The organism is Paenibacillus sp. V4I3 (genome assembly GCF_030817215.1).
In the GTDB taxonomy this organism is placed as follows: Bacteria; Bacillota; Bacilli; order Paenibacillales; family NBRC-103111; genus Paenibacillus_E.
Genome location: NZ_JAUSZA010000001.1, coordinates 769,533 through 790,501 on the forward strand (window position 1 = coordinate 769,533; position 20,969 = coordinate 790,501).

At 46.5% G+C, this 20,969-nt stretch carries 20 protein-coding genes; all 20 read right to left on the bottom strand.

Translation table 11 applies throughout. The annotated features are described in order from the left end of the window. Positions 1 to 73 precede the first annotated feature (73 nt). On the bottom strand, positions 74 to 613 hold the full coding sequence (hpt, locus tag QFZ77_RS03710) for a hypoxanthine phosphoribosyltransferase (protein ID WP_307436277.1): 540 nt from the start codon (positions 611 to 613) through the stop codon (positions 74 to 76). A 70-nt stretch (positions 614 to 683) separates the two neighbouring features. After that, positions 684 to 2,099, bottom strand: coding sequence for a tRNA lysidine(34) synthetase TilS (gene tilS / locus QFZ77_RS03715; protein WP_307436280.1), 1,416 nt, complete (start codon positions 2,097 to 2,099; stop codon positions 684 to 686). A 36-nt stretch (positions 2,100 to 2,135) separates the two neighbouring features. Then, the gene (locus QFZ77_RS03720; protein WP_307436283.1) at positions 2,136 to 3,041 is read right to left on the bottom strand and encodes a protein kinase domain-containing protein; all 906 of its coding nucleotides are present in this window, start codon (positions 3,039 to 3,041) and stop codon (positions 2,136 to 2,138) included. Further along, the gene (locus QFZ77_RS03725; RefSeq protein WP_307449230.1) at positions 3,025 to 3,744 is read right to left on the bottom strand and encodes a vWA domain-containing protein; all 720 of its coding nucleotides are present in this window, start codon (positions 3,742 to 3,744) and stop codon (positions 3,025 to 3,027) included. Before QFZ77_RS03725 ends, QFZ77_RS03720 begins: the two co-directional genes overlap by 17 nt. A gap of 142 nt (positions 3,745 to 3,886) precedes the next feature. Next, positions 3,887 to 4,042 (bottom strand): LPXTG cell wall anchor domain-containing protein, encoded by a 156-nt coding sequence (locus tag QFZ77_RS37710; protein ID WP_373462560.1) that lies wholly within the window; start codon positions 4,040 to 4,042, stop codon positions 3,887 to 3,889. 214 nt (positions 4,043 to 4,256) lie between these two features. Further along, positions 4,257 to 6,749, bottom strand: a complete 2,493-nt coding sequence (gene spoIIE, locus QFZ77_RS03730; protein ID WP_307436286.1) for a stage II sporulation protein E — start codon at positions 6,747 to 6,749, stop codon at positions 4,257 to 4,259. A 327-nt stretch (positions 6,750 to 7,076) separates the two neighbouring features. Next, on the bottom strand, positions 7,077 to 7,670 hold the full coding sequence (locus tag QFZ77_RS03735) for a S1 domain-containing RNA-binding protein (RefSeq protein ID WP_307436289.1): 594 nt from the start codon (positions 7,668 to 7,670) through the stop codon (positions 7,077 to 7,079). Positions 7,671 to 7,778: 108 nt separating this feature from the next. Next, entirely contained in the window at positions 7,779 to 8,102 is a 324-nt protein-coding gene (locus tag QFZ77_RS03740) for an FtsB family cell division protein (RefSeq protein WP_171649120.1), read from the bottom strand. Positions 8,103 to 8,117: 15 nt separating this feature from the next. Beyond that, the gene (yabQ, locus tag QFZ77_RS03745) at positions 8,118 to 8,693 is read right to left on the bottom strand and encodes a spore cortex biosynthesis protein YabQ (protein ID WP_307436290.1); all 576 of its coding nucleotides are present in this window, start codon (positions 8,691 to 8,693) and stop codon (positions 8,118 to 8,120) included. Continuing rightward, positions 8,690 to 8,977 carry a sporulation protein YabP gene (yabP, locus tag QFZ77_RS03750; protein WP_029197777.1) on the bottom strand — a complete coding sequence of 96 codons (288 nt, stop codon included), beginning with the start codon at positions 8,975 to 8,977 and terminating at the stop codon, positions 8,690 to 8,692. Before yabP ends, yabQ begins: the two co-directional genes overlap by 4 nt. A gap of 138 nt (positions 8,978 to 9,115) precedes the next feature. Beyond that, the gene (locus tag QFZ77_RS03755) at positions 9,116 to 9,379 is read right to left on the bottom strand and encodes an RNA-binding S4 domain-containing protein (protein ID WP_029197990.1); all 264 of its coding nucleotides are present in this window, start codon (positions 9,377 to 9,379) and stop codon (positions 9,116 to 9,118) included. Further along, the gene (locus QFZ77_RS03760; protein WP_029197991.1) at positions 9,379 to 9,651 is read right to left on the bottom strand and encodes an HU family DNA-binding protein; all 273 of its coding nucleotides are present in this window, start codon (positions 9,649 to 9,651) and stop codon (positions 9,379 to 9,381) included. Before QFZ77_RS03760 ends, QFZ77_RS03755 begins: the two co-directional genes overlap by 1 nt. A 164-nt stretch (positions 9,652 to 9,815) precedes the next feature. Next, a complete protein-coding gene (gene yabN, locus QFZ77_RS03765; RefSeq protein ID WP_307436299.1) occupies positions 9,816 to 11,342 on the bottom strand; it encodes a bifunctional methyltransferase/pyrophosphohydrolase YabN in 1,527 nt (508 codons plus the stop codon). A gap of 305 nt (positions 11,343 to 11,647) precedes the next feature. Further along, entirely contained in the window at positions 11,648 to 13,384 is a 1,737-nt protein-coding gene (locus QFZ77_RS03770) for a putative polysaccharide biosynthesis protein (protein WP_307436302.1), read from the bottom strand. A gap of 132 nt (positions 13,385 to 13,516) precedes the next feature. Then, the gene (gene spoVT, locus QFZ77_RS03775; protein WP_307436305.1) at positions 13,517 to 14,059 is read right to left on the bottom strand and encodes a stage V sporulation protein T; all 543 of its coding nucleotides are present in this window, start codon (positions 14,057 to 14,059) and stop codon (positions 13,517 to 13,519) included. Between the two features lie 244 nt (positions 14,060 to 14,303). After that, positions 14,304 to 15,401: a peptidylprolyl isomerase gene (locus QFZ77_RS03780; RefSeq protein WP_307436307.1), complete on the bottom strand. Its 1,098-nt coding sequence runs from the start codon at positions 15,399 to 15,401 to the stop codon at positions 14,304 to 14,306. Beyond that, on the bottom strand, positions 15,388 to 18,909 hold the full coding sequence (gene mfd, locus QFZ77_RS03785; RefSeq protein ID WP_307436311.1) for a transcription-repair coupling factor: 3,522 nt from the start codon (positions 18,907 to 18,909) through the stop codon (positions 15,388 to 15,390). The genes QFZ77_RS03780 and mfd overlap by 14 nt, the downstream gene beginning before the upstream one ends. 74 nt (positions 18,910 to 18,983) lie before the next feature. Then, positions 18,984 to 19,211 (bottom strand): anti-sigma-F factor Fin, encoded by a 228-nt coding sequence (fin, locus tag QFZ77_RS03790; protein ID WP_029197996.1) that lies wholly within the window; start codon positions 19,209 to 19,211, stop codon positions 18,984 to 18,986. Positions 19,212 to 19,342: 131 nt separating this feature from the next. Then, positions 19,343 to 19,903, bottom strand: coding sequence for an aminoacyl-tRNA hydrolase (pth, locus tag QFZ77_RS03795; RefSeq protein WP_307436317.1), 561 nt, complete (start codon positions 19,901 to 19,903; stop codon positions 19,343 to 19,345). 391 nt (positions 19,904 to 20,294) lie between these two features. After that, complete coding sequence (locus tag QFZ77_RS03800) at positions 20,295 to 20,942, bottom strand: 50S ribosomal protein L25 (RefSeq protein WP_307436320.1); 648 nt, start codon at positions 20,940 to 20,942, stop codon at positions 20,295 to 20,297. Positions 20,943 to 20,969: the final 27 nt, after the last annotated feature.

The window sequence follows — 20,969 nt, forward strand, 5'->3', positions numbered from 1 at the left end:
ACGTTTATTATTTTACCACATCCCGGTAAAGCACTACAACATAACAGCGCTGATGAGTCTGCGGGAAATGATATTAGCTACTGTAGATCTCTGGTTTCAATATGCCGATAAATGGAAGGTTGCGATATTTCTCTGCATAATCCAGACCATATCCGACTACGAACTCATCTGGAAGCACATAACCTGCATATTCAGGTTCGAGGTCCACAGTTCTGCGTGCCGGTTTATTAAACAGCGCAACGACCGAAATCGTCTTAGCATTGCGTCGCTCTAGCACATCTATCAGATAACTCAGCGTTAAACCACTATCGATAATGTCCTCCACGATAAGAATATGACGTCCTTCTACGGGAACATCAAGATCTTTGATAATCTTGACTACACCAGAAGATTTCGTGGATTGACCATAGCTGGATACAGCCATGAAATCAAGTTCCAATGGTACTCTGATTTGCTTTACAAGATCAGCCATGAAAATGAAAGCTCCCTTAAGCACACAGATAACCAATGGGTTCTTACCTTCGTAATCGATGGAGAGTTTCTCCCCTAATTCTTTAATCTTGTCTTGAATCTGTTCTTCACTGTAAAGAACTTCTTGAATGTCGCTGTACAAGGATGAACCCCCCAGTTTATATTATGAATCCTTATAAATTTACATTCTAGAAGAACGAAATTTACGCATATTACTTCAGCACTAGCTTCATATGAAGTACACGTACTGTATCTGGTCCAACCAGAGCGTGCTTGGACCTACGAAAGCCAGCAATCCAGAGAATTTGCCCGGAAGCATCGACCAGCAGTGGAATGACATCACGCCGGCTTAGCGGCATTTTGGCATCAATGAACATATCCTTTACTTTTTTGGATCCATTTAAACCATGCGGCTCAAACCGATCTCCTGACTTGCGACTCCTTACAACAAGCGGCAAGTTAAGTTGATCCAGATCCAAAAACACGTCCGTTGCAGATGAGAAATACGCAGCTGTCTCCTTCGAACTAACCGGCACCCATGAGCAGATCAGTTTGGCTTCCACTTCCGGCAGGCTCAGCTCGCTTGTATCTAATCCAACCTCATAAGAATAAGGCTTTGGAGAAGGAGCGAAGGTCTGAAATTGAATAGATTCATATTCTCTCACAATATAAACCTGTTCATCCACCTGAAGGACTTGATTAGAAACTTGATCCTGTAAAATCAACTCACGCATACTTTCAATCCGTGTAAAATCCAACCGATCTCTTTCCAAACAAAGACAGTTTAATATTAATTTAATCAAACGCCTTTGTAAAGCAACGTGCAGCTCAGTGAAATCACGTCTTTCTATGCGGCAGCAGGCTTGCTGGAAAGTAGTTATTCGGCGAAAAACCTTTTCGGCTTCTTTGGCCAAATAATCATCCTCAGCTCGCATCAAATCCGTCAATCGATTCAGTGACTCCGGAAGTTGTTCATTATACTGCTTCAGCATCGGCAGCACATCAAGCCGAATCTGATTGCGAAAATACTTCCGCAGCTCATTGCTGCTATCCTTACAATACGCCATTTCATGCTGAGCACAATAATTCACAATATCTGTTTTGTATATACGTAAAAACGGACGAATCAGTTCCACTTTTTTTTCACGCCTGCGTTCCGGCATGCCAACCAGGCCTGAAGGGCCTGTCCCTCTCAGAATCCTCATCATGACGGTTTCGGCTTGATCATCCGCATGATGAGCGAAGGCAATACGCTTAGCGCTATATATCGCTGCGATCTGATGTAGAAATTCGTAGCGCTTCTCACGTGCCGCGGCTTGTCCATTCAGTGACGTTTCCTCTATATAGGCGGGCACATCAATGACGCCGATTTCACATGGAAGCCCTAGGTCATCTGCAAGCTTTCCTACGAAATAGGCTTCCGCATCTGATTCCGCGCCACGGAATTGATGATTCACATGCGCAACAACGAGTTGCCAGCTATAACGCTCAGCAAGGGAAAAAAGGACATGAAGCAGCGCCACGGAATCAGGTCCTCCTGAAACCGCAACGACCACCACATCTCCTGGATCGACGAGCTTTTCTTCATTTATTCGCTGTTCCACCTGGGCAACAAGATCGATTTCCATCGGGTATTCCTTTCTATTCCTACACTTTCCGTCCTGCTACCAGTACATATAGAGCGTTGCCCCAAAAATAAAAATAGAAGCGGCGAAGCATATTTTCAGCCATGGCATTTGGAGTGTTGACTGCGTAATCTTCTTACCTGAGACCAACGTTCTCCAGTACTGATAGGCTTCTTGCGAAGAATTAAACTCACTATTTAAAGCTTTATGAAGAAATGGCGCGATATGGGCGGCAACTGCATTTTCACGCATAATGGCTGTTAGTTGATCTAAATCTCGGTTTTGAGGCAGCATTTTGGATAAACCAGCGAAGCGTTTACGCTGATCGAGCGATTTTAATAGTAAAATGGCAAATGAAAATAGATCATAGCTTTCTTCCGCAACCCGCTCCCCCATATTCCAAAAGCCACGGTCATACACTTCGGTTAACTGTTTAATCGCTCTGCCTTTAGGAGTCACACCCCCAAAATCAATGAGATCCACATCGCCATAATTGGAAACGATCATATTCTCGATCTTCAGATCACCGAAAACATAGCCGCTCTTATGAACTTCCGTTAACTTTCGAAGCATGTTAGAACCAATCACATAGATCCAATCCTGACCACGTTTATGTATAAAATGAGAAATCGTCATTCCCTCAATATATCGCATGACATAGAAAGAAACTTCTTTTCCATTTATTGTCATATCATCAGCATCTATTAAAAAGTTCTTGAACGAGGTTTCTGTCAGCGAAATAGCAAGCAAGGAATTAATCTCCGATTGATGATCAACCGTTTCATGACCTGCCTTAAGCGCAAATCTAGCTGTTCCTTTTCGTACGAGAGCCACTACACCGTTGGAACCAGCACCTAATAAACGTTCGACCACATACATCCGGCCGTTCCATTTCCCTTGGATTTCTGACCCTGGACGGAAGGCGTCTTCATACCACGTAGTCACTCAGCATCCCATCCTCGGTCTTTGATAAGATAGGCTTCTCCGTTATGAACTGCAAAGTTTGCAGTAACGCCGGACCTGTCGGAGTTGTACCCTTCATGTTTATTTTATAGAACATCTTGTCTAAATTTGCAAGTTGATTCGTCCAACTGAGATCCATTTCTAATTCCTGATCCCTTGTTTTGGTTGACGGAAAGTGGAAAACTGCTAGCTCACTCTTGCCGCTACGGGCTCTAAGACTAAGCAAAAGATCATGAATCGCTTCACGCACCGCTGCATGCTTAGGCTTCATACTAGCACTAGCATCTATTAAAAGTGCAACGCGGAGTGAGGTAGTTTCACTCATGGTATCGATCACTTGAACCACTTCAGCACGCTTCTCTGGTGGTAATTGTTCCAATTGATTAAATCCTAGAATACTTTGCAACTCCTTGCCTACTGCATGCTGAATCGTTGTAGTGACCGTTTTGCGCGTCATCATCTGAACCGTCTGGGAAAGTTGGCCTGAATTCACGATTCGGCTCATCCCACCGCCTGCCGCAGCAATTTCTTGAATCTCCTCAGAGCCTAGCACCCCTAGCTCCCCATGGTCTATCACACCGATGACATTCACGGTAACACCTTCGGTATGTGCTTGTGCTGCTGCTATTACCGGACTTACCCCAACATTGGAACATCCATCTGTAATTAAAAGAATCTGCTTCATCATGATATCTGCCTCCCTGGCCCAAGAAAAGATTAGCTCTCTAGTAGTTCTTCTCCTAGTTTTTCCATTTATGAGAGAGTCTAATCACGGGCTAACTGTGCAAAAAAAAGACAGCCCTGCCCAATGGTAGTGGCGGACTGTCTTAAGATTGAAGATTTACCGAGTGAATCTCCTTCTTAGGATAAGACCCTAGTAGGATTAAGGTGATACCTGCGATTTCCACGTACAGATGGCTGGATTCCCCTGTCTTCGGGAGGGTCTCTGGTTTAGTGATAGGCGGAATTCCCCCTAAAGGCACATCATTATCAGTATCAATCGGAATGTCCGGCTCCGGCGGTTTGGAACCTTATAGTTATATCGGCTTTTCGGAACACGTATTTAAGCGGCTTCGTGACATTTTTTTCATGTTAGCAACCCCACCTTCATCATAATGGAAATTGGAGGAAATGATAGAAAAAAGCTATAACAGCAAATGAGCTGTCACAGCTTCAATCAAACTTTAATATTCTCCATCAACTAACCGTCTTGGGACGCTCCATTCGCGTAATTCCTGGCCAGCGGAATGTGGCCCACTCGGGCTGCCTCTTCTCAACTCTTGCCACAACGACGGTCATATCATCTTGAATTTCGCCATGATGGTGGCGGAAAATCCTTTCTAATAAACAGTCCGCAAAATCCTGCGGCATCGTCGTATCAATTTCCTGAATCATCCGCTTCATCCACATCTCTTTGTTTACCGCATGTCCCGGTGCATCGTAGATCCCATCTGTCATCATGACAAGGATATCACCCGATTGGAGCGGAATCGAGACCAGATCAACATCAATCTCGCTCAGGATACCGACCGGCAGATTATTAGCCGATATCGAAATCACTTCCGTTCCGCGCTTAATGAAGCTAGGGGTTGAGCCAATCTTCATGAACGTTGTGTTTGCGCTGTACATATCGATCAAGGCCATATCTACAGTCGCGTACATCTCATCCGAAGAGCGCAGCATCAATACCGAGTTCAGCGACTTGATCGCCAGCTTCTCGTCCATCCCTGACTGCAGCAGCTGCTGCAGGATGCTCAGAGCCGTTTGGCTCTCCGCACGCGCTCGCTCGCCGTTACCCATGCCGTCGCTAAGCGCCACGGCATACTTGCCATTGCCCAGCTCCACCGTGGAGAAGCTGTCGCCCGAGAAGAGGTCGCCCCCTTTGGCTGCGCCGGCGACCCCGGTCTCAACCTCGTATTCCTTGGCGGAGCCGAATACGACCGTGCTGTAGCCCTCGCCGCGCGCATGCATCTCTTCACGCATGACGGCGACGTTCTCGCCGATAATTTCGCTCAAGAGCGGCGCAATGATTTTCCGACATTCATCGAAGCCCTTCGTGTATTGATGAATGATCTCAATCTCGATATTTCCTTCATCCAAGGAAATGATATCGATGGTATGGATGGATAGGCCCAGCTCCTCCAGGGCATTACGAATTTGCTCTTCTTGAAGGAACAGCTCCTGTCCTTCCCGTTTAATCTCCTTGGCCAAGTCCTCCATGACTTGGGACACGCCCGAAAGCTGATCAGCCACGAGATGCCGACTATCCATAATCTGCTTTTTCCAATGCAAATCATTCTTGTACAAGCCATACTGCTGCTTCATCACATCCAGCACTTGATCCGTGCGAATACATACCTTCCTCCACTCCGGTGGAATATTCTTCTTCGTCATACTCTCCTTCATCTCAATTTGGGTCATCATATCGGTCATATACGTATAGGTTTGATAAAATTTCTGATCCCAGCACTGGCTCTTCTTCCAGCAGGAATCACAAGCCTTCTGCGCAACCGCATTCATGAAATGTCCAACTTCCTCCTCCTTGCGGCTCACCGCATCATCGGTCGTCAACTGCTTAAAGCTGCGCGCCAGCTGGCGGAACACTTCAGAAAACTGTTCCACACGTCCTGCCGTAACATCCCTAACCCGTTTCGCATAGTCCTGTTGGGATTTCAGATTTTCCTGCGTGCCGGGCACATATTTAGCAAGAGTCAGAATCAGACTCCGCGGCGTCAACAGGAAGAGTGCAACGGCCGCAAGCGACTCCCATGTGGAATTGATCACATCAACCCCTGTTCCCATATAGAAGGCAAGTATCGATGACCCGAGCAGCATTCCGAAAGCAACAGCCAATCGATTACCATCTTTGAGAAGCCCTGCTAACATACCCGAGAAAGCCAGTAAACTCATTTGATAAACCGCATTGCTGTTCGCAAGACTTAGGATTAATCCCGTAATGACACCTACCGAAGCTCCGAAAGGCGCTCCTCCCACCAGCGCAAATAATAGAATTAAATACCGGGACAGCACGTGTTCTACGGTGATTGGACCAACGACCCAGCTCACCGTTCCTGTCATCACAGAAGCCAACAAGATAATCAGACAAATAATTTCCTCATGTTTCAAATGATAGTTCTTACGGGTAAGCGTAAATACAGGAATCGCTTGAATAAAAATTAGCGTCAGTACTAGACTTAGCAGTGCCTCTACGGAGACCATCATGAGTGTATACCAGCTTAAGTTGGAGACTACAAGCTCCGCAAAGAGCTGAACCAGCAAGGTCGAGCTGAATACAAGCAGCGGTGCTAAAGAAATATCGGAGCGTTCAAATTTCTCCAAAGCTTTTTGGATGAGTAAGAAAACGATGATCTCCGTAACCAGATAACCCGTATTCGAACTCAGCGAGAATAAGCTTCCCGCAAATGCAGCGACACCTACCCAGTGTAAAATATCTCTCCTTGTAAAATAAATGACAGCAATGAACGCAAGCGCAAACGGAGATAGCTGTTCCAAAATCATCGCACGACCGAGTAAGAAAGCCATCACGATGAGCAGTAAAGACCACTTCTTAGCTACAAAGGCTTGTACGAATCGATTTTCTACGGCAGCGCTATGTGCGCCTGTTTTCGCTTTCTGCCACAATCCCGACCAACCGCCACCAATCACTGTGCCTAAGCTTCTTCTCTGCATGTTTTCGAACACCATCCATTCATTCCTTATTTGTTTCTCTAGTATAGAGACAATCTAGCAGAAAGTTTGTCAGAATGAGTTGATAGATTCAAAGAAATTTCCGACAAGCCGCGTTCGCCTTGTCACCATGCCTCAGCCCTTGCCTAGTCTCGTTTTACCATATCGAAAACGTTTCCAAAAGTCTGATTGCCTCGAACTTTCGCCCTGCGTATGAGGGAGATACCCGTAATTCCATGTCGATTGTTCTTTACGTTATTTTAACTATTTGATGATTGGACAAAAAAAAACCACACCCGCCTAAGCGAATGTAGTTCGTTATTGCATCTATTAGTCTCTTCTTCCGCCTCGGCCACCGCGTTTGGACTCAGTGTTCTTTTTCAAAGACGAAATCCGCTCTTCACTATCTTTAAGGAACCGAGATACTTTATCTTCGAACGAAAACGGTCTAGCTCCGCCTTGCTGCTTGTTAAAGCCGCCGCGACCACCACCACCGCCTCGATTGAAGCCACCGCCGCCACCTGGACGACCGCCACCACCACCGGGACCACCGCTTGGAGGACCACTACGTTCTCCGCCGCTACTTGGACGACCACCTTGGTAGCCTCCTGGACGATCTCCACTTGGACGTCCTTGATAGCTGCTGCCACCTGTACGTTCAGGACGAGCTGGTCTTTCCTCAACTGGCTTGTCAACCGTCTGCTTGATCGACAGTCCGATCTTGCCATCCTTGTCCACGTTAATCACTTTGACCAATACTTTGTCTTCCAGCTTTAAATGGTCATTAACGTCTTTCACATAATTGTCCGCGATCTCCGAAATGTGAACAAGACCGGTAACTCCTTCAGCAAGCTCGACGAATGCTCCAAAGTGAGTAATCCCCGTCACTCTACCCTCTAACTTGGTGCCAACTTCAATTGCCATAAAGTAAAATGTTCCTCCCTTAAAATGTTGAAAACACTGGCTACGCCGATTATAACCGATGCAGAAACCACGGTCAACACGGCAACAGCCTCTTCTTCTTGTTGATTTTTATTGCGACTTTGAGACACTCAGTGGCGTCTCTCCGGTTTTACTATAATGAAAATCTCGACGAATAATTTGATCCAAATATTCGTCATTATGAAGTCGAGCGATTTCTTTCGTAGTTTGCTCTTTGAGTTTTTTCGACTCAACAAGCTGTTGCTCCATATTCGCTACGACACTACTCTTCTCTTGCAGCTTAGCGAACTGCCCCCAAATGTTCACAGCAGCCCAGCTCATAAAACATAGGACAAAAATCATTAGAAAACGCAGTCTTCGTTTCGAGCCTACACTGTTGCTGCGCTTGGATGGAACGGTTGCTTTAGCATGCATGAATAGGAATGCCTCCTACTTTGAGAATAACCTGCGAAAGATTAATATGATATTACCCTTAAGTTTCTTCAACCAAACAGGGATAACAAAATATTTATGCACAGGCCGAGTCATCCAAAGGAGTAATCTCCACACAGGATAAAGCAATTGTAGCACAATTCTATAAAGGAATATAGCTACAGCTAGTAAAAAGCCTAAAATAATCACAGTTAGACGATATAAGCCAATAATCGGTTTAATCAGGATAATTTCGACAGTTTTAGCAATGAAACGGTAGATAGCAATTGTAATTCGGATGAGAAGCAATGTAAGCCGGATGACCCAAGTGCTGAGGAAGGCGAAATAAAAACAAATGCCAATCCCCATCCCCAGAAAAATAAATACACGAACTTGTCCTTCATTACTGTAAATGAGCAGACGGAACACGAGGATTGTCGCCACAATCCAAAAAACCATATCAATGAACGGAATCGTCCATCGCGGCAGTCTCAGCTTGCCAGAGAGCACACGAAACACATCGAAGATCGCACCTATGGCGATTCCGCTCAGGAACATCATGAAGATCGTATGGAACTGAACGTTCAGGGTCACTTGAATAACTTACCAAGGAACCCCTTGGATTTCTCCTGGGTATTTCCGTCCACATAAGCTAATTCGTGAATGATTCCTTCTATGGCGACCAAACCTTGTTCCAAACTTAAGTTCTTGATGTGCAAATTCTGTCCTTTAATCATCAAGTAGCCCATTTCCGTTTCAAGGAGGAACTCTTCACTGTCAAAGCTTTCTACGTTCAAAACTCCGGAGATCTCCAAGAGCTTGCGATTCAGCATTTTAATTTCTTGCCGCTTATTCGTGTTTTTCACGGGTTCAATCATGGCCTGTACCCCTCCTTCATCTATCATTACGATATGGGAGGATGTCCTATTTTAGAACCATGTACAGCTGTCATTCAAATATAAAAATAGCCCAAGACCCCTATTCAGGAATCTCAGGCTATTTCACAACTTGCAGGGTTATTCGGATTGAAAAGCTTCTTCCTTCAACAGCGTGTACATCTGAGCAGCGTCTTCCTTGCGGGTTGACTCCGACAGAACTTCCACTCGAATCGTCACCTTTTTCTGACCGAATTGAATAGAGAGCTCATCTCCGACTTTCACGTGTGTACTCGCTTTGGCGTCTCTACCGTTAATCCAGACACGCCCTTGATCGGACACATCCTTCGCCACGGTGCGACGTTTAATGAGACGAGATACTTTGAGAAACTTATCGATACGCATTATTTTACAGCGTCTTTAAGCTTGTTGCCCGCTTTGAAAGCAGGAACGTTGGATTCCGCGATCACGATTGGGTTGCCTGTTTGCGGGTTACGGCCTGTACGACCAGAACGTTTGCGAGTTTCGAAAGTTCCGAAACCGATTAATTGAACTTTATCTCCGGATGAAAGAGCGTCGGTTACTTCACCAAGGAATCCGTTAAGTACAACTTCAACGTCTTTCTTAGTAAGTCCGCTTTTTTCTGCAATGTTGTTGATCAAATCTGTTTTGTTCATGTGGTTTCTTTACCTCCCAAAAATGTTTGAAGATCTAGTCTTCTACTATGTACCCATTTTGCAAAGCTGAGAGAATTTGAACAAAGTTCAAAGATCCCTATATTATATTTCCATATTCAACCTTACACCAAATTTAGTATTCTGCTTTTTTCGGCAAAATCCTTCTATCCCCGATCAAGTTTTGCAACTTTTTTTGCTTCCTGCCATAAATTTTCCATCTCTGATAATTCAGTTTGTTCAAAAGAAAGCCCTCTTAAACGTATTTGATCTTCGATATACGAAAATCTTTGGACGAATTTGCGGTTCGTCTGCGCGATCGCCTCTTCCGGATCAACCTTCAGGAATCTAGCGACATTGACGATGGAGAAAAGGACGTCGCCCAACTCCTCGAGCCGATCTTGAGCCCCTACCTCGGATGGATTAGCGATGGCTTCACGAAGCTCAGTTAACTCTTCTTCCACCTTATTCAGGACATCTTCCAGCTCTGACCAGTCAAAACCAACTGTCGCTGCCTTCTTCTGCAGCTTTAGCGCCTTCATAAGGCCTGGCAGCTCGCGTGGCACACCATCCAGTACGGATTGCTTCGTGACATCAATACCCTTCTTACGCTTCTCTTCCGCCTTCATGGCATTCCAGTTCACAAGAGCTTCGTCTGCATCCTCAGCCTTGTTCTCACCGAATACATGGGGGTGACGGCGGATGAGTTTCTCATTCAACGCGGCAATGACATCATAAACGGTGAACGCGCCAATTTCCTCTTCCATCTGTGCATGCAGCATCACTTGTAAAAGCAGATCGCCGAGCTCTTCACACATGTGCTCCGGATCGTCTTCGTCAATTGTTTCAAGAACCTCGTACGCTTCTTCGATGAGATTTTTGCGAAGGCTGGCGTGCGTCTGCTCTCGATCCCAGGGGCATCCTTCCGGGCTGCGCAGGATTTGAACAATTTCATGCAATCGGCCAAAAGTACGATAATAATCTTCATCCTTTTCACTCTTCGGTACCCAGACAAGGGAAAGATTGCCGTATCCCTTCACATGATCGAGCTCATGCAGGGGTACTTCGATAATCTGTTCCTCTCCTGCCACACCCAAGGAATGACCAACGATAACACGGTAATCATCCGAATAAGTATCCATGAGGCTAATCTTAAGATCTGATGCCGTAAGGCTATCATACACTTGTCCAATAACAGTGTGAAGCTGCGGATTAAGAGTATAACGGCTCAGGCTGGTCGCGTCAAGCAATTGAAATCCATCAATCGGGTCAAAACCAAAACGTAGAAACGCTTGATCCAGAAAGCTCTCCCCGCCGATGATTTGGAGCGAGATGCCCTCGGATGGACAGCGTTGTTTCAGAAGCTGTACCGTGTATTCCGCCACCATCGGATGGCCTGGCACTGCATAAATAACCTCCGAAGATTGCGTCTTGGCCGATTGAATGAGCGCCTCTGCGATCGATTCGTACACTTGTTCGAATGTTTGGTGCGCTAGGTAATTCTCGTCGAATGTTTGGTAAGGAATCTGGTTCTTATCCAGCATCTGAACCATCGGATGATCTTTCGTTCGCAGGTATAGCACGGCTTGCTCCTTGGCAGCCAGCTGCAGCTTTTTCCAGACACCTAGTGTGAGCTGGTCTTCGTCTCCCGTTCCGAGTCCGAGAACGGTTATTTGCGGGTTGGTCGTTGACATGTAGGAAACACCTCCTGATTGTTGGTTAACTGCTATGTGTAAGGATGGGTTTTAAGGATTATGCAAAAGTTCATTTGCTGCAGATAGTGCAGGTAATCTGAGCAAACAACCCATATCCAGCAAGTTTTTCTGCAATATGTGCAGCTAATTTAGAGGAAATCAGCCGATTCGGCTGTTTGTATGAAAATTAACTGTAGGAAATGCAGCTAATGGATGGAAATACAGGAGTTGGCGTTAATTTTTCTGTAGTTTTTGCAGCTAATTAATCATAAAGGAACCATTAGCCATTAACCACAAGGGCACCATTAGCCTCGGTCGCGGGGGCCGGAGGATGCCTTCTCCGGCCATAGCTTCGCCAGGACCGGCGCCAGCTTCCGGTCCAGCTCCGGCATAAGCCGCAGCTCCTCGCGGCTTATGCTGCCGCTGCGCAGCAGCGCGAGCGCGTAGACGGCTGCGCCGCCGACTACGCTTATTACAGCGATTGCGCTAGCGCTCAATCGCTCAGGCACTGGCCATGCCGCCACAGCGGGCATGGCCAGCAGCTGCAGCGCTGCGAGGCAACCGCCCATCAGCCCCACGCCCAGCGCGGGACTGACGGCGTACGGCCGCAGCGCGAAGCGCGCCCCGGTGCAGCGGCGCAGCTGCACCAGATTCAGCCCCGCCGCAGCGGCATAGGCGATCACCGCGCTCAGCGCGGCGCCGTCGATGCCCCAGCGGGGCATGAGCACCACGTTGCCGAGTGCTTTCAGCACGATGGCAACGAGCAGGGCCTTCACCGGCGTGCGGATCGCGCCGGCGCCCTGGAGAACGCTGGCCGAGACAGCGTTCAGCGTACTAAATAAGGCCGTGAAGGCAAGCACGGCCATCGTCCAGCTGGCCTCATCACTTTTGTATAGCATCACGTTAATCGGCACTGCTGCAAAAGCAAGTCCGAACGAGGCTCCGAGCCCGATGAGCCAAGAGAGCCTTATCGCCATCTCAGCCCTAAAGCGGATGAGTTCGTCCTGCCTACTTGCCTTGGCCTCTGCAAGAGCAGGTACTAGCACTGCTGACATAGAGGAAGCGATCATGACAACGAGCTGAACGAGAGGAAGCCCTCGGTTATAAAGCCCGAACTGCCGCATGGCCTCCCCCTCACTCCCATGCGCAGCCTCAAGAAGACGCGGCATTGTAAACGTATCGACAAGCGTGAGCAAAGGAACCACGATAGCACCCAAACAAACAGGAATCGCATAAGCGGTAATCCGTTTCGCCCACTCCCAGGAGGAGAATTTCTTCGGCGGCAGAATACCTTCCTTGACCCTTCCATCATTCACTCCCTGCTCCCGATCCCATTCCCGCTCCTGTCTCATCGCCTTCCGCCAATAAACATACATCACGATCAGCCCAGCCGCAGCACCTGTCACGGAGCCAAACGTAGCCCCTGCAGCTATCCACTCCTCATCATAAGCTAAGGCCACCATATAGAGCAGCAGCGCGACCATGGTGATCACTCTTATAAGCTGCTCAATCACTTGTGAAACAGCCGTCGGCACCATATTCTGATACCCTTGGAAATAACCGCGCAGGACAGCAAGCATCGGGGATAGCAGCAGCGCGAAGGATACGCTTCGGATCGCCCTTTCTGTCTGGCTAATTCCAATCCAGCTGGCAATTTCACTTGCTCCGAAGTACAACAAAACAAATAATACAAAACCGGAACTTATTAATATCGCTGTGGAGACACGGACAATTCGTTTAGCCCCTTGATGATCACCATCCATAGCTCGTTCGGCTACGAACTTGGATACTGCTACCGGAAATCCGGCTGTAGCCGCAAACAAAATCAGAATATAGAGCGGATAAACCGCATTATAAATACCAAAAGCTGAATCACCGGCTACATTTTGCAGCGGAATCTTCTGCAGTGTTCCCAATAGTTTAGAGAGAATAGCGGCAGCCCCAAGGAGAGCAGCACCTCTTAATAGCTTGGCACCCTGTTTACCGACATTCCTCTGGAGCCCCTCTTTATAACCTTGATGCCCATTGTCGGTGTCCCCCATCTTACTTCTCCTCTACCCTGACTTCACGCATATAGACATATTATAACGAAATCAGTCATGGCAGACAAAAAAAGCTTCACTTACAGATGCGGGGGCATCTCGGTAAGGAAGCCTTTATGTCTTATTTTTCTTTCATTGCTCCATCTGCTTTGCCAAAAATCCAGCCGCTGTCTCTACCATCTTAACTTCCATATTCCCCATTTTCACATTCTCATCTTTGGAGAGCAAAATGACACATCCAATAGGGTCGCCACCGGCTACAATCGGAGCGGCAACGAAAGAAGTAAATGTTTCACTTGTATCCTTGATGAGCTCAAATTGACCACTGCCGCTTTCCAGAATCGCTTTGCGATTTTCCATACAGGATTCAACGATCGATCCAACCGACTTTTCGAAATAGTCCTTTTTGGACCCCCCAGCCATCGCAATAATGTTATCTCGATCTGAGATCAGGGCCACATGATTCGTGCTTTCAAATAACGATTCCGCATACTCCTTGGCAAAATCACCAAGTTCACCAATAGGTGAATACTTCTTAAGAATCACTTCACCATCTCGATCCACGAAAATTTCCAAAGGGTCACCTTCGCGAATGCGTAGTGTGCGTCGTATTTCCTTGGGAATAACAACTCTCCCTAAATCATCTATCCGACGGACAATTCCAGTTGCTTTCATACCTCTAGATGCCTCACTTTCCGCTCAGTAATTAGATACGACAGGAGCATGAAATCTTGTATGCTAGATCGGGATTTGGTGGGAACTCGAATTCTATCCATAGTATTCTTCACTTCCCATTCTTCTATGCAGACGCTTTTACTACGGAATTTACTTTATTTAGCTTTGCATCCTGCTGCGTTTATCATGTCCAAAAATAACAAATAAAAACAGGATGCCCGTTATCGGACATCCTGGTAAGTTCTTACTTTGCAGCTGGGCTTGCCGCCGGGCTTGCTGCTGGACTTGCAGCAGGAGCTGGGCTCGCTTCCGGTTTCGGAAGATTGTTGGTTTGAATCAAGTTCGGGTATTCTTTCTCTGCAAATTCAGACAGGGATTTCTCCGCAAGCTGAGATTTGATTTGTGTTTTGAGTGTATCATCCAGTGGCTTCGTGCTTCTGGACTCCACTTTCATCACGTGGTAACCGAAAGAGGATTCAACAGGATCACTGATTGTGTTCAAAGGAAGCGTACTTGCTGCTTGTTTGAATTCAGGCACCCATTGATTGATGTCTGCATCTTTATACGTACCGCCAGTGTCTTTGGAACCTGGATCGTCGGAGAATTCTTTCGCAAGTGCTGCGAAATCGCCGCCTTTATCCAGTTTCCCTTTCACTTCTTTGGCTCTTGCCAAAGCTTCTTCTTTAGTACGCAAATCTTTTTGTGTGGCTGCATCCTTCAAGGAGATCAGAATGTGGCTAACTGTTGCAATATCAAAGGCATGAGTAGCTGCTTGTTCTTTGTAGGCATCCTGAACAGCTTGATCGGTAATTTTACTTTCCATGCTGCCCATCGTGTAGAAGCTCATTTTCATTAATGACTCGATATCCTTAAGCTCGATGCCATTGTCTTTTAACTGCTTGTCCATTCCGCCTTCTTGCTTACCGAAGTAATCAGTGATGGCTTTCATTTGCTCTGTCACTTGTTTATCAGCATCAGCTTTCACTTTATCGTCAGCTTTGGCTGATAGAACACGGAAAGTAACCATTTGTTTCAACATATCTTGTTGAAAAGCTGGGTCTGTCATGAATTGCGCCAGCTGCGGTGAAAACATTTTGTTCACATTGATGAAAGAGTCAAACTCGCCGCGTGTAATTTTACCGCCTTCTTTATACGTTGCAATCACGTCACTCGGGTTACCTGTAGCCGCTGCAGTAGAGGCAGGTGAAGGTGAAGCTGTTGCTGCACCTTCCTTTTTACTTCCACATGCACTTAGCACTGAAAATGCAAGGAGCAATGCTACCATGCTTAAAATCCATTTTTTTGAAAAACGTCGTTGTTTACTAGTATCATTTGGCAACATCCTGTAATTCCCCTTTCGTTTTCAGAACATCCTTATATTGTACCAGAAACTTCTCCACCAATTCGATGGAAGCTTCTGGTTTCATGCCTTTACATCGAATAACGATATGAAGCTGAGGGTCCGCGTTCAACTTGATTCGACCATCAAAGCCTTTGGACAATGCGATAAGCTTCTGTCCTTCCAGCCTGCCATTCTGGTCAATATGCACCTTGATTAGGTAATCATCCCCTTTTTGGCTGATCGTTTCTATCCGGTACTCCGAACCGTATGCTTTCAAACGAGCCACTGACAGTAAGTTGAACACGGCCTGCGGCAGATCGCCGAAGCGATCAACAAGCTCATCATGCAGATCCGCGGCTTCTTCCAACGTTCGAATGGCGGCCACTTTTTTGTAGATTTCGATTTTTTGCATGCTGTCGTAGATGTAGTCGGATGGTAAGTACGCATCCAATTGTATATCGATGGAAGTATTCCACTCCGGTTCCGGAATGACCGCTTCCCCATCTATTTCTAGTTTCAGCTTTGCAATTTCTTCCGCTAGCATTTGGGAGTATAAATCAAATCCGACAGATGCAATGAAACCATGCTGCTCTGCGCCAAGCAAATTACCAGCACCACGAATAGATAAATCCCTCATCGCAATTTTAAAGCCTGATCCAAGTTCTGTAAACTCTTTAATCGCTTGAAGGCGTTTCTCGGCCACTTCCGTGAGCACTTTATCACGCTGATACGTGAAATAGGCATACGCTACGCGATTAGATCGTCCTACACGTCCACGCAGCTGATACAGCTGGGACAGCCCCATTTTATCCGCATCGTGAACAATCAGTGTGTTTACATTCGGAATATCGACACCGGTCTCGATAATACTGGTGCTTACCAGCACATCGTATTCCCCATCGAGGAAATCAAGGATCGTCTTCTCCAGCTCTTGCTCACCCATTTGTCCATGTGCCACAGTAACGCGGGCATCCGGAATCATCATGGAGATCTGATCAGCGATCTGAGTGATACCTTGTACACGGTTATATAAATAGTACACTTGACCTTCACGCGCTAATTCCCGCTCAATCGCTTCTCGAACAAGCGTTGGTCCGTACTCGACCACATAGGTCTGGACAGGAAAACGATTTTCCGGCGGAGTCTCGATGACCGATAAATCACGAACACCTAACATGGACATGTGTAAAGTTCTCGGAATCGGTGTTGCCGTCAGGGTTAGCACGTCCACATTCGTCTTGAGCCGCTTCAGCTTTTCTTTGTGGGACACGCCAAAACGCTGCTCCTCATCGACTATCAGCAAACCAAGATCTTTGAACTGCACGTCCTGCGACAATAGCCGGTGAGTACCAATAACGACGTCAACCGTCCCTTTCTTGACACCTTTCATAACTTCGGTCTGCTCTTTCTTGGAGCGGAAACGACTTAATACTTTTACGTTAAAAGGATAGCCTGAGAACCGTTCACGGAATGTTTCGTAATGCTGCTGAGCCAAAATCGTCGTCGGCACCAACACAGCAACCTGTTTGCCGTCGATCGCTGCCTTGAAGGCAGCGCGTACCGCAACTTCCGTCTTCCCATAGCCCACGTCGCCGCAAAGCAAACGGTCCATCGGACGCGCTTTCTCCATGTCTCCCTTAATTTCTTCGATCGCGCGAAGCTGATCCCGCGTTTCATCGTAAGGGAACATTGCTTCGAATTCGTTTTGATAGGAGCTGTCTTTACTAAATCCGTAGCCAGTTGCAGCTTGACGCTCTGCATAGAGCTTGATCAGCTCATCGGCAATATCCTTAACGGATGCTCGCGCCTTGCTCTTCACTCTAGCCCAGTCAGCGCCTCCGAGCTTATAAACCTTCGGTTCCTTCTCTTCGGAACCTACATATTTCTGGATCAAATCAATTTGATCAATCGGTACAGACAGCTTATCGCCGCCAGCATACATGATGTGGAGGTAATCCTTATGAATACCGCCCACTTCCAAGGTGCCGATCCCAACATACTTCCCGATCCCATGATTCACGTGAACAACATAGTCGCCAACCTTAAGCTCTTGATAGCTTTTGATACGCTCAGCGTTCTCCAGCTTCTTCTCGACCTTACGTGCTTTACGCTGTTTCTGTGTGAAGATCTCGCCTTCTGTGATGACAACCAAATGGATCGAAGGCATTTCAAACCCCGTCTGCAGATTCCCATCTACAATTTCGGGGACGTCAATTTGGTAGTCCTGCAGCACCCGCCGAACACGTTCAGCACGGTCCTCCCCGTTCGCAAGCAAAATGACATTGCTTCCATTTTTCTTCCAGCGTTCCATCTCCGCTTTGAGGAGATTCATTTGTCCATGGAAGTTTTGCATGACGCGGCAAACGAAGTTTACGATATTTTGTGGTTGAATCCCTGCCACTTGGCGCAGGAATAGCGATACATATAATGTCGGGAAAGGCCTGCGATGCAGCAGAGTTTCATACGATTTGGACAGCACAAAAGCCGGCAAGCTCTTCCCCTCTGTCAGCGCATGCATCATCCACTCTGCCTCGTCGCGTTCCAGCTGCTTTGCTGTCTCCAGCAATCGAGCCGGTTCGTCGATGATTAGCACAGTATCCTTAGGCATGTAGTCCATGAGGGTCTGTCTTTCCGTATATAAAAGCGAAATATATTTATAAATACCAGGAAACGTCTGCCCTTCACGAAGCAGTTCAATATCATGTCCGATGCCTTCAAGCAGCTTGTCTTTGGCTGATCGGTCCGTCATTTTCTCCAGCTGCGCTTGAAGCAGCTCATAAGCATGCTGCGCGGCTGATTGTAACCGCTTTCTATCCGCTTGAATCTCGCGGCAAGGGGGAATCGTTATCGCGTTTAATTTATCAATTGAACGCTGATCACTTACATCAAAAGTACGAATAGAATCAACTTCGACATCGAACAGCTCAATCCGAATGGCATTCTCCGATGTTAGCGGAAATAAATCCAGAATTCCGCCGCGTACGCTCATTTCACCTTTGGTCTCAACCCGCTCCACGCGTTCGTAACCCAGGCTGGATAAAGCGCCTAAGAGCTCATCCAATTGCACAGTATCCCCTACGTTGACCGTAACGCGGGATTCCTCAAATACTTGCTTGAGCGGAAGCAGTCGACGCACTCCAGCAAAAGGCGCAATCACAACTCCACGGAAACCGCCAGCTAACTTGGTGAGAACGTCAATACGCTGCGCTAGCATCTCAGGGCTGGAAGCCGCTTCTTCTGTCGTCAGAAGTTCTTGAGATGGGTAGAGCAGCACTTCATCTGGTGATAGACATTCTAGTAAATCCTCCGCTATTTTCTGAGCGGCGAACATATTGTGAGTAACAATGAACAGCGGGCGCGCTAACTCTCGCGCAAGAGTGGCAATCATCACCTGCCTGGAGGAACCGGTAAGTCCGGCAACGAGCTGCTCTTTCATTTCGGACCTGAGGCCTGTCACGATCGTTTGAAAGTCGCTATCCGTAGAAAAAGCTTGAATTAAAGCTTGCAAACAAGTACACTCCCCTCACAAAAAGAAGCCTCGGCACACTTGCCTCGGCTATTAACTCTTTATCTTCATCAATTTTACTGCAACGGACTTGCCAGCAGGGACAGTTCTGGGTTTGCATCTAGCGCCTCACGACAGTAGTCGCAAACGACCCTTACCGTAACATCTCCATTCGTGTTATACGATATTATATCTCTACGCTCATCGGGGGTCAAGAAATGGAAGCCTAACTGCTGCTCCGTGATCGAATTCTGATTAATTTCCCCGACAAAGGTATGACAATGTCTGCAAATATACTTAATCATATATGTATGCCTCCTTCGACTATTCGATTACATCCTAGTATGACCATTCTTCGGAGAAATTAGCCGAATGTGCTATTGTCATTTTCGAATAGAGAACTTGCATACAATGAGTCTGAAGCGGATGGCTTCACTTATTTATTGAACTTCGCCATCGTCTTTTCGAATGACTCACTCAGACTGAAGAGCATGGCTTCGCAGGTAAGGTCCAGTACTTCATCTATCGACTTCATCTCGTCTTTGGAAAAGTTAGATAAGACATAATCGGCAATATTATAACCGGGCGCAGGCCTGTTCACACCCACACGAATTCGGTTGAAGCTTTGCGTTCCAGCGTGCTGAATAATGGATCTAATCCCATTGTGACCACCAGGGCTGCCTTGATACCGGAGTCGAATTTGACCGAATGGAGTATCCATATCATCATAAACAATCGTAACGTCTTCCAGTTTTGCTTTATAAAAGTCCAAGAACGCTCGCATGGATTCGCCCGAAAGATTCATATAAGTCATCGGTTTAAGTAAATAAACCTTCGTACCATTCACTACCCCTTCACCTAGAAGCCCCTTACCTTTATTTTGAAAAGAAGTAATACCCCATTTGGCAGCAAAACGGTCAATGGCCATGAAACCAACATTGTGTCGATTCATCTCATATTGTTTTCCCGGATTACCCAGTCCAATAAAACATTTCATCTTCTTCTAAATCCTCCTAAAATTAAACTAAAAAATCCTTTGCGGAACCATCATCTAGAGGTTATTGTTTACCTATATGAAAAACTAACCATCAAATTTAAAGCTGTGGGTGATTCAGTCATATGTATTTAAATGGTCAACAGCTTACAACCGATCTTCATTTTCAAGATCATGCTGAATCCTGTATTCCCGTCCAAGTATACTATCAAAATGTACATAAGGATATAGGCTTCATTGAAATCTATACCTTGTATTTTATCAAAGTAAATAATATATTCTACAACCGCAATACTCACGTTTTTCTTTCGCGACCCGGATATTAAGCGCTTACATCACAACGATTAAGGATACCCTCCACATATCGTTGAGGGTTCCTTGTTGTTCGTTTGGACTATACCGGCTGTCCTTCAGTCGCAGCCTCGTTCGATGTTTCCGCTTGTCCAACCTTCTCTTCATTATTTGCTGGCTCTTCGACAGCAGTCTCTTTCTGAGGCGCAAGAACCGTGAGAATTAAATCATTAGACTCAGACTTCACTTCAATCCCCGCTGGGATAGTGAGTTGGTTTACTAATAAGTTATCTCCGAGCCCGATATTCGAAATGTCCACCTTGATCGAACTTGGTATCTGATTAGGCAGACATCGAATCTCCAGCTCATGCATTTGAATTTGAACAATACCGCCTTCTTTGGCCCCTTCTGCTTCACCGATAAATTCCAAGCTGACAATCGTTTTAACAGGCTCATCCATATTAATTTGATGAAAATCGATATGGAGCAGCCGCTCCCGTTTTAGTTTGTCCCGCTGGATCTCGTTGATCATCACGGGTTGCTTGCCACTGCCGTCTGGCATTTCCAAATCAATAATAGCATGAGGATTTTGGCGTAACAGCGCTATTAATTCTTTCTGATCAACTGTAATGACCGCAGAGCCCACCTTTTCGCCATATACAACTGCAGGCACTCTACCTTGGATACGCAGTTGTTTAATATCTGATTTCGTTGTTTCTTTGCGGGATTCCGCTTTTAATGAAAATGCCATAAGAAAAAGAACCTCCTAAGAGTTTTG

Excerpts from the sequence above, each read along its gene's own strand:
- QFZ77_RS03725 (WP_307449230.1), bottom strand. The coding sequence starts at position 3,744 with ATGAAGCAGATTCTTTTAATTACAGATGGATGTTCCAATGTTGGGGTA.
- spoVT (WP_307436305.1), bottom strand. The coding sequence starts at position 14,059 with ATGAAAGCAACTGGAATTGTCCGTCGGATAGATGATTTAGGGAGAGTT.
- fin (WP_029197996.1), bottom strand. The coding sequence starts at position 19,211 with ATGATTAAGTATATTTGCAGACATTGTCATACCTTTGTCGGGGAAATT.
- QFZ77_RS03800 (WP_307436320.1), bottom strand. The coding sequence starts at position 20,942 with ATGGCATTTTCATTAAAAGCGGAATCCCGCAAAGAAACAACGAAATCA.
- QFZ77_RS03740 (WP_171649120.1), bottom strand. The coding sequence starts at position 8,102 with ATGCATGCTAAAGCAACCGTTCCATCCAAGCGCAGCAACAGTGTAGGC.
- yabP (WP_029197777.1), bottom strand. The coding sequence starts at position 8,977 with ATGATTGAACCCGTGAAAAACACGAATAAGCGGCAAGAAATTAAAATG.
- QFZ77_RS03780 (WP_307436307.1), bottom strand. The coding sequence starts at position 15,401 with ATGTTGCCAAATGATACTAGTAAACAACGACGTTTTTCAAAAAAATGG.
- QFZ77_RS03760 (WP_029197991.1), bottom strand. The coding sequence starts at position 9,651 with ATGAACAAAACAGATTTGATCAACAACATTGCAGAAAAAAGCGGACTT.
- tilS (WP_307436280.1), bottom strand. The coding sequence starts at position 2,099 with ATGGAAATCGATCTTGTTGCCCAGGTGGAACAGCGAATAAATGAAGAA.
- QFZ77_RS03755 (WP_029197990.1), bottom strand. The coding sequence starts at position 9,379 with ATGCGTATCGATAAGTTTCTCAAAGTATCTCGTCTCATTAAACGTCGC.
- QFZ77_RS03735 (WP_307436289.1), bottom strand. The coding sequence starts at position 7,670 with ATGGCAATTGAAGTTGGCACCAAGTTAGAGGGTAGAGTGACGGGGATT.
- QFZ77_RS03770 (WP_307436302.1), bottom strand. The coding sequence starts at position 13,384 with ATGGGGGACACCGACAATGGGCATCAAGGTTATAAAGAGGGGCTCCAG.
- yabN (WP_307436299.1), bottom strand. The coding sequence starts at position 11,342 with ATGTCAACGACCAACCCGCAAATAACCGTTCTCGGACTCGGAACGGGA.
- pth (WP_307436317.1), bottom strand. The coding sequence starts at position 19,903 with ATGAAATGTTTTATTGGACTGGGTAATCCGGGAAAACAATATGAGATG.
- spoIIE (WP_307436286.1), bottom strand. The coding sequence starts at position 6,749 with ATGCAGAGAAGAAGCTTAGGCACAGTGATTGGTGGCGGTTGGTCGGGA.